Below are 6,673 nucleotides of genomic sequence, written 5' to 3'. Positions count from 1 at the left end.
CGCGGCGGCCCGGGGCGGGCGCCGCCCCGCGGCCCCGAAGCACCCGCGCCAGGCACCCGCCCCGACCCGTCGGCCCGCCGGCCCGCCCGCCCGCCGTCAGGGCAGCACGGTCGTCAGGGCAGCACGGTCGTCAGGGCAGGGTGAGCAGCCGCGCCGCGGTGTGCAGGTCGGCGCGGACCTCGGCGATCGAGGCCCGGCCGGAGAGCCAGGAGACCAGCGCCGAGTGCCAGGTGTGCTCGATCACCCGGACGGCGGCACGCTGGCTCTCGGTGGGTGGCCCGGACTGGCCGATCGCGTCCAGGATGAGCTGTCCGGTGGCCGTGCTCACCTGGTCCACCTCGGCGCTGACCGAGCGGTCCGCGAAGGAGAGCGCGCGGACCATCGCCTCCGCCAGCAGCGGTTCGCGCTGGAGCGCGTGGAACGCCCGGGTGAGCGTCTCGGCGACCCGCGGCGCCGGTTCGGGCTCGGCCGGCGGGTGCCGCCGGACGTGCTCCTGGAGGCCCTGCAACTGCTCCAGCATGACCGCGACCAGCAGGTGGACCTTGGACGGGAAGTACCGGTACAGCGTGCCGAGCGCCACCTCGGCGCCCTCCGCGACCTCGCGCATCTGCACCGCGTCGTACCCGCCGCGGGCGGCCAGCGCGGTCGCGGAGCGCAGGATCCGCCGCCGCCGCTCGGCCTGCCGGGCGGTCAGCGGCGGGTCTGCGGCGGGCGCGGCCGCCGGCGTGACGGCGGACGCGGGGGTGGCGGGCGCGGGCGTGGCGGGCGACGGCAAGGATGCTCCCGGGGCGCGAGAGTGGCGAGGTGCTCCGGCGGATCCGGAGCACTTACGGAGCGGGGACGCAGCAGGTGTCGGAGCAGGTGTCGGAGCAGGTGTCGGAGCGCGGACCGGACGAAGGTACGGAGCGAGGACCGAGCAGGTGTGCGGAGCAGATGTGGAGCAGCTTTGGAGTACCTGTGGAGCGGCGTCGGACCAGGATCCGGGCGGTTCGGGCCGGCCGGCCGGCGGACCGCTCCGGCGTGGCGTGAATCACCAGCCCTGGCTCCTGACGGAAAGCTACGGGCCGGTATCTTCGAGGTCTCTCATTGTTCACATGGTCGCCGGTGAACTCCACACCGGACTGAAACCTGATCTACTTTAGCGACCGGCAGCATCCCGCACACCGGATCGCACACCTAGCGCAGAGATGGGGGCCGACGATGACCGCGACCGCACAGCCACTGCGGATTGCCCTGCTGTCGTACCGCGGCGACCCGTTCTGCGGCGGCCAGGGCGTCTACGTACGGCACCTCTCCCGCGAGCTGGCCCGCCTCGGCCACCACGTGGACGTGATCGGTGCCCAGCCGTACCCGGTGCTGGACGAGGTCGAGGGCCCGGGCTCGGTCCGCCTGGTCGAGCTGCCCAGCCTGGACCTCTACCGCGCCGACGACCCCTTCCGCACCCCGGACCTCGCCGAGTACCGCGGCCCGGTGGACGTGCTGGAGGTCGCCACCATGCGCACCGGCGGCTTCCCCGAGCCGCTGACCTTCTCGCTGCGCGCCCGCCGCTACCTCGCCCTGCACAAGGGCCGCTACGACGTGGTGCACGACAACCAGACCCTCGGCTACGGGCTGCTCGGCCTGGCCCGGCACGGGTTCCCGCTGGTCACCACGATCCACCACCCGATCACCGTCGACCGGCAGCTGGAGCTGGACGCGGCCCCCACCCGGCTGAAGCGGCTGTCGCTGCGCCGCTGGTACGCCTTCACCCGGATGCAGCGCCGGGTGGCGGCCCGGCTGGAGCACATCATCACCGTCTCGGGCAGCTCGAAGCGGGAGATCGTCGAGCACCTGGGCGCCGCGCCCGGCGCGGTCTCGGTGGTGCCGATCGGCGCCGACACCCGGCTCTGGTCGCCCTCCGACGCGGTGGCGCGGGTGCCCGGACGGATCGTCACCACGTCGAGCGCGGACGTCCCGCTCAAGGGCCTGGTGTACCTGGTGGAGGCGCTGGCCAAGGTCCGCACCGAGCGCGACGCGCACCTGGTGGTGGTCGGCAAGCCGCAGAAGGAGCAGGGGCCGGTCACCGACGCCGTGCGGCGCTTCGGCCTGGAGCGGCACATCGAGTTCCGCAGCGGCCTGACGGACCAGGAGCTGGTCGACCTCTACCGGTCGGCCGAGGTGGCCTGCGTGCCGTCCCTGTACGAGGGCTTCTCGCTGCCGGCCGCCGAGGCGATGGCCACCGGCACGCCCCTGGTCGCCACCACCGGCGGGGCGATCCCCGAGGTGGCCGGGCCGGACGGCGGGACCTGCCTGGCCGTCCCCCCGGGCGACGCGGACGCACTGGCGGCGGCGCTCGGCCGGCTGCTCGACGATCCGGAGCTGCGCGCCGAGCTCGGCGGGGCCGGGCGCGAACGGGTGCTCGAACGGTTCACCTGGCAGCGGGCCGCCGAACTGACCGTCGAGGGCTACCGGTCGGCGATCGCCACCGGGGCCGGGCAGCGGGCCCGCTCCGGTCCGGGCTGGCGGTACGTGGCCTGACGGCCCGGCCCGTCGGGCGGAACCGTCCTCCGCGGATCCGCCTCGCCCTTCTAGCCTCTGTCTGACGTGACATGGCGTGACGTGTCGTCAGAAACGTTTCGTGCCAAAGGAATGGGAGCCCCGCAGTGCTGACCGTTGATTTCTCGCGCTTCCCGCTCGCCCCTGGCGACCGGGTGCTCGACCTGGGCTGCGGCGGGGGGCGGCACGCGTTCGAGTGCTACCGGCGCGGGGCCAACGTGATCGCCCTCGACCAGAACACCGAGGAGATCGCCGAGGTCAGGAAGTGGTTCGCGGCCATGGAGCAGGCCGGCGAGGCGCCCGAGGGTGCGTCGGCGGTCGCCATGGAGGGCAACGCGCTGGCCCTGCCCTTCGAGGACGAGTACTTCGACAAGATCATCATCTCCGAGGTGATGGAGCACATCCCGGACGACAAGGGCGTGCTCAACGAGATGTTCCGGGTGCTCAAGCCCGGCGGTCTGCTCGCCGTCACCGTGCCGCGCTGGCTGCCCGAGAAGATCTGCTGGGCGCTGTCCGACGAGTACCACGAGGTCGAGGGCGGCCACATCCGGATCTACCGCGGCGACGAGCTGCTCGGCAAGCTCAAGGACGCCGGCCTGGAGCCGTACGGCACCCACCACGCGCACGCGCTGCACTCGCCGTACTGGTGGATCAAGTGCGCCCTCGGCGTGGACAACGACAAGGCGCTGCCGGTCAAGGCCTACCACCAGCTGCTGGTCTGGGACATCGTCGGCACCCCGGTGATCAGCACCCTCACCAAGGCCGCCGAGAAGGCGCTCAACCCGGTCATCGGCAAGAGCTTCGTCGCCTACGCCTCCAAGCCCAACCGCGCCCCGGGCGGGGTGGCGTGACCGCCGCCGTCCCCGAGGTGCTGCTGCTGGACGGGGTGCTCGACGCCGAGCAGGCCGCCGGCACCGTCCGCAGCATCCTCGCCGAGCAGCAGCGTGACGGCGGAATACCGTGGTTCACCGGTCACCACCTCGACCCGTGGGACCACACCGAGGCCGCGATGGCCCTGGACACCGCCGGTGAGCACGCCGCCGCCGAGGCCGCCTACCGCTGGCTGGTGGACCACCAGAACCCGGACGGCTCCTGGTACGCGGCCTACACCTACGGCCCGGACGGCGCCGGCGCACAGGTCTCCGACACGGCCAAGGAGACCAACTTCTGCGCGTACATCGCGGTCGGCGTCTGGCACCACCACCTCAGCACCGGCGACGACACCTTCCTGGAGTGGATCTGGCCGGCGGTCAGGCGGGCCCTGGACTTCATCGTCGGCCTGCGGCTGTCCGGCGGGCCGGTCTCCTGGCGGGTCGACGAGAACGGCGAGGCGCCCGACGAGGCGCTGCTCACCGGCTCGTCCAGCATCCTGCACGCGCTCCGCTGCGGCCTGGCCATCGCCGACTACCTGGAGGAGCCGCAGCCCGACTGGGAGCTCGCGGCCGGCCGGCTGCGCCACGCGATCGCCCACCACCCCGAGCGGTTCCTCGACAAGGACCGCTACTCGATGGACTGGTACTACCCCGTCCTCGGCACCGCGCTGCGCGGCCGGGCCGCGCTGGAGCGGATCGAACGGGACTGGGACCGCTTCGTCGTCCCCGGCCTCGGCGTGCGCTGCGTCAGCGACCGCCCCTGGGTCACCGGCGGCGAGAGCGCCGAACTGGCCCTGGCCCTCTGGGCGGTCGGCGAGTCCGACCGCGCGGTGGACATCCTGCGCTGGATCCAGAAGCACCTGCGGCACGCAGACGGGTCGTACTGGACCGGGTACGTCTTCGAGGACGACGCCATCTGGCCCGAGGAGCGCACCACCTGGACGGCCGGCGCGCTGCTGCTGGCCGTCGCCGCGCTCGGCGGCGACCCCGCCACGGTGGCGGTGTTCGGCGGCGACCACCTGCCCACCGGGCTGGTGGTGCAGGACTGCTGCTGAGGCCGGCGGCGCGGCGTGAACGCCGAAGGGCGGAACGCCGAAGGGCGGAACGCCGAAGGGGCGGGACCGGAGTGATCCGGTCCCGCCCCTTCGGCGTGTGACGGGTGGTGAGGGCGGCGGTTCAGCCGCGCTGGATGCCCGTGGTGTCGGCCAGCAGGCCCTGGGTGCCGTCCTGGAGCTGGGCGACCAGCGCGGCACCGCGCTGCTCGACCGCCAGGTACCAGGTGCCCGGGACGAGGTCGCCGACCGGGGCGCCGGCCGGGTTGTCCTTCGGGGCCAGCTGACGCGGCGCCGGGACGGCGAACCAGAACGGCGCGAAGTCGGGCGCCGGAGCCGGGGCGGGCTGCGCCTGCGCGGCCTGCTGGGCGGCGGCCTGCTGAGCGGCGGCGGCAGCGGCGGCCTGGGCGGCGGCGTCCTGCGGCTGGCCGGCCTGCGGGGCCGGGTAGCCGTAGCCGCCGGGCTGGCCGCCGAAGGCCGGGGACTGCGCCTGCATCGGGTCCTGGCCGGGGGCCGGGTAGCCGTACTGGCCGGGCTGGCCCGGCTGACCCGGCTGGCCCGGCTGGCCGGGCTGCGGAGCCTGGAAGCCGCCCGGGAAGCCCGGCTGGGCGGCCGGCTTGTCGGTGACCAGCGGCGCCTTCAGGGCGGGCACCAGCGGAGCGGCCGCAGCGGCACCGGCGAGCACGACCAGCGAGATGACGGCGAGCCAGGCGCCGAAGCCGTGGCCGATGCCCTTCGGGCCGCCGCCCAGGGACCAGAGCGAGGTCCAGAGCGCTGCGACGGCGAACGCGATGCCCCACTGGTCCAGCCGCAGGCCGAGCACCTGGCGGTTGGCCGCGGCCTCGCCCTGGAAGCGCTGCACCAGGATCAGGACGGCGGCGAGGATGCCGAGCAGGAAGACCGAGGGCAGGATGGGGAACAGGTCGCTGTCCCAGGCGTTCGTCGAGGTGTCGCCGCAGTACCTGCCGCTGCAGTCCACGGACCAGTACGGCAGGAAGGAGGCGATGAAGAGCAGGACGGCCGCACCTGCGACGGCGGCGTCTCCCCTGGTGAGAGCGCGCAGATTCACTAACGTTCCCCTCGTTGGTGTGTCGTGGTCGGCGGTTTGCGTGGTCGGCGTGACCGGCCGGAAAACTCCGAACGGACCAGAAGCCTAGGGCCAACCGCCTCGGAGGTGCACGGCGGGCTCGGGAATGGGGCGAACTCGTTGCAAAGTGCGCGGGTCCGACTCCTGCCGGCCACCTGCTGGTCGGGCAGCCGCCCGGGGCCCGTCCGGCCGTTCGGTCCGGGCCCGCTGCCGCGTGTGCCGCCTACCGCGTGGTCAGAAACGTCGTCAGGGCGTCGGCGATCCCCTGGGCGGCCTGCTGGCGCCACTGAGGGTCCGTCATCCGCCTGGCGTCGGTGGAGTTGCGCATGTTACCGCACTCGATGAACACCTTGGGAACGGTCGAGAGGTTCAGCCCGCCGAGGTCGGAGCGGGTGTCCAGCCCCTGGCTCGCGACGTAGTCGGCGTACGGCTCGCCGGTGGCCGCGTGGAAGCTGTCGCGCAGCAGCAGGCCGAGCCGGTTCGAGGGGGCGACGATCGCGGAGTTGTCCGCCTTCCCGGCGACCACCTTGGCGGGCATGATCACGTGGAACCCGCTGCCGCCGGCCGGCCCGCCGTCCGCGTGCACCGAGACCGCCGCGTCGGCGTGCGCCTCGGCGCCCGCCCGGGCGCGCTCGTCGATGCAGGGGCCCCAGGGCCGGTCGCCGTCCTGGACCAGCACCACCGTGGCGCCGCGGGCGGCGAGGATCTCGCGGGCCCGGCGGGAGACGTCCAGGGTGTAGTCGGCCTCGGTGTAGCCGGCGTTGGTGGACGTGCCGGTGGTGTCACACTCCTTGCGGGCGTTGCCGATGTCGACCTGACGGTTGATCTCGGTGGTGTGACGGAAGTTGCCGGGGTTGTGGCCGGGGTCGAGCAGCACCGTCCGGCCGGCCAGCGCGGTGGAGGACGGGGTGGCGGCCGCGTCCGGGGAGCCGGCGGCCGCGTCCGGGGTGGCCGGCGGCGTCGCGGAGTCCGGGGTGCCCGTCGGCCCGGCTGCCGGTCCGGTGGCTGCGCCGGTGGGAGCGCCGGTGGAAGGGGCGGCGGAGGAGCCGCCCGGGGCTACGCCGGAGGGCGAGTCCGGCGGGGCGGCCGCGGCCGTGCCGTGGGCGACCGGTGCCCGGCCGCCGTCC

6 protein-coding genes are annotated in these 6,673 nt (G+C 74.1%); 3 read left to right on the top strand and 3 right to left on the bottom strand.

The annotated features are described in order from the left end of the window. Positions 1–130: 130 nt before the first annotated feature. A complete protein-coding gene (locus tag ABZ885_RS32830) occupies positions 131–775 on the bottom strand; it encodes a TetR family transcriptional regulator (RefSeq protein ID WP_360196814.1) in 645 nt (214 codons plus the stop codon). Between the two features lie 425 nt (positions 776–1,200). Between ABZ885_RS32830 and ABZ885_RS32825 the strand changes: the two genes are divergently transcribed. The 3 genes from ABZ885_RS32825 (at position 1,201) to ABZ885_RS32815 (ending at position 4,462) form a co-directional block, all read left to right on the top strand. Continuing rightward, the gene (locus tag ABZ885_RS32825) at positions 1,201–2,517 is read left to right on the top strand and encodes a glycosyltransferase family 4 protein (RefSeq protein ID WP_360196811.1); all 1,317 of its coding nucleotides are present in this window, start codon (positions 1,201–1,203) and stop codon (positions 2,515–2,517) included. A 125-nt stretch (positions 2,518–2,642) separates the two neighbouring features. Further along, on the top strand, positions 2,643–3,386 hold the full coding sequence (locus tag ABZ885_RS32820; RefSeq protein ID WP_360196808.1) for a class I SAM-dependent methyltransferase: 744 nt from the start codon (positions 2,643–2,645) through the stop codon (positions 3,384–3,386). Next, positions 3,383–4,462 (top strand): prenyltransferase, encoded by a 1,080-nt coding sequence (locus ABZ885_RS32815; protein ID WP_360196805.1) that lies wholly within the window; start codon positions 3,383–3,385, stop codon positions 4,460–4,462. The genes ABZ885_RS32820 and ABZ885_RS32815 overlap by 4 nt, the downstream gene beginning before the upstream one ends. Positions 4,463–4,583: 121 nt before the next feature. Here the strand turns inward: ABZ885_RS32815 and ABZ885_RS32810 are convergent, their stop codons facing one another. Continuing rightward, a complete protein-coding gene (locus ABZ885_RS32810) occupies positions 4,584–5,528 on the bottom strand; it encodes a hypothetical protein (RefSeq protein ID WP_360196802.1) in 945 nt (314 codons plus the stop codon). Positions 5,529–5,769: 241 nt separating this feature from the next. Then, positions 5,770–6,673: N-acetylmuramoyl-L-alanine amidase (locus tag ABZ885_RS32805; protein WP_360196799.1), on the bottom strand; the 904-nt coding region annotated here is incomplete at its 5' end.

Origin of the sequence: Kitasatospora sp. NPDC047058, from assembly GCF_040643935.1 — a bacterium.
Classification (GTDB): domain Bacteria; phylum Actinomycetota; class Actinomycetes; order Streptomycetales; family Streptomycetaceae; genus Kitasatospora.
Note: the sequence above shows the minus strand (reverse complement) of the source record. Positions and strands in the feature narration are given on the sequence as shown.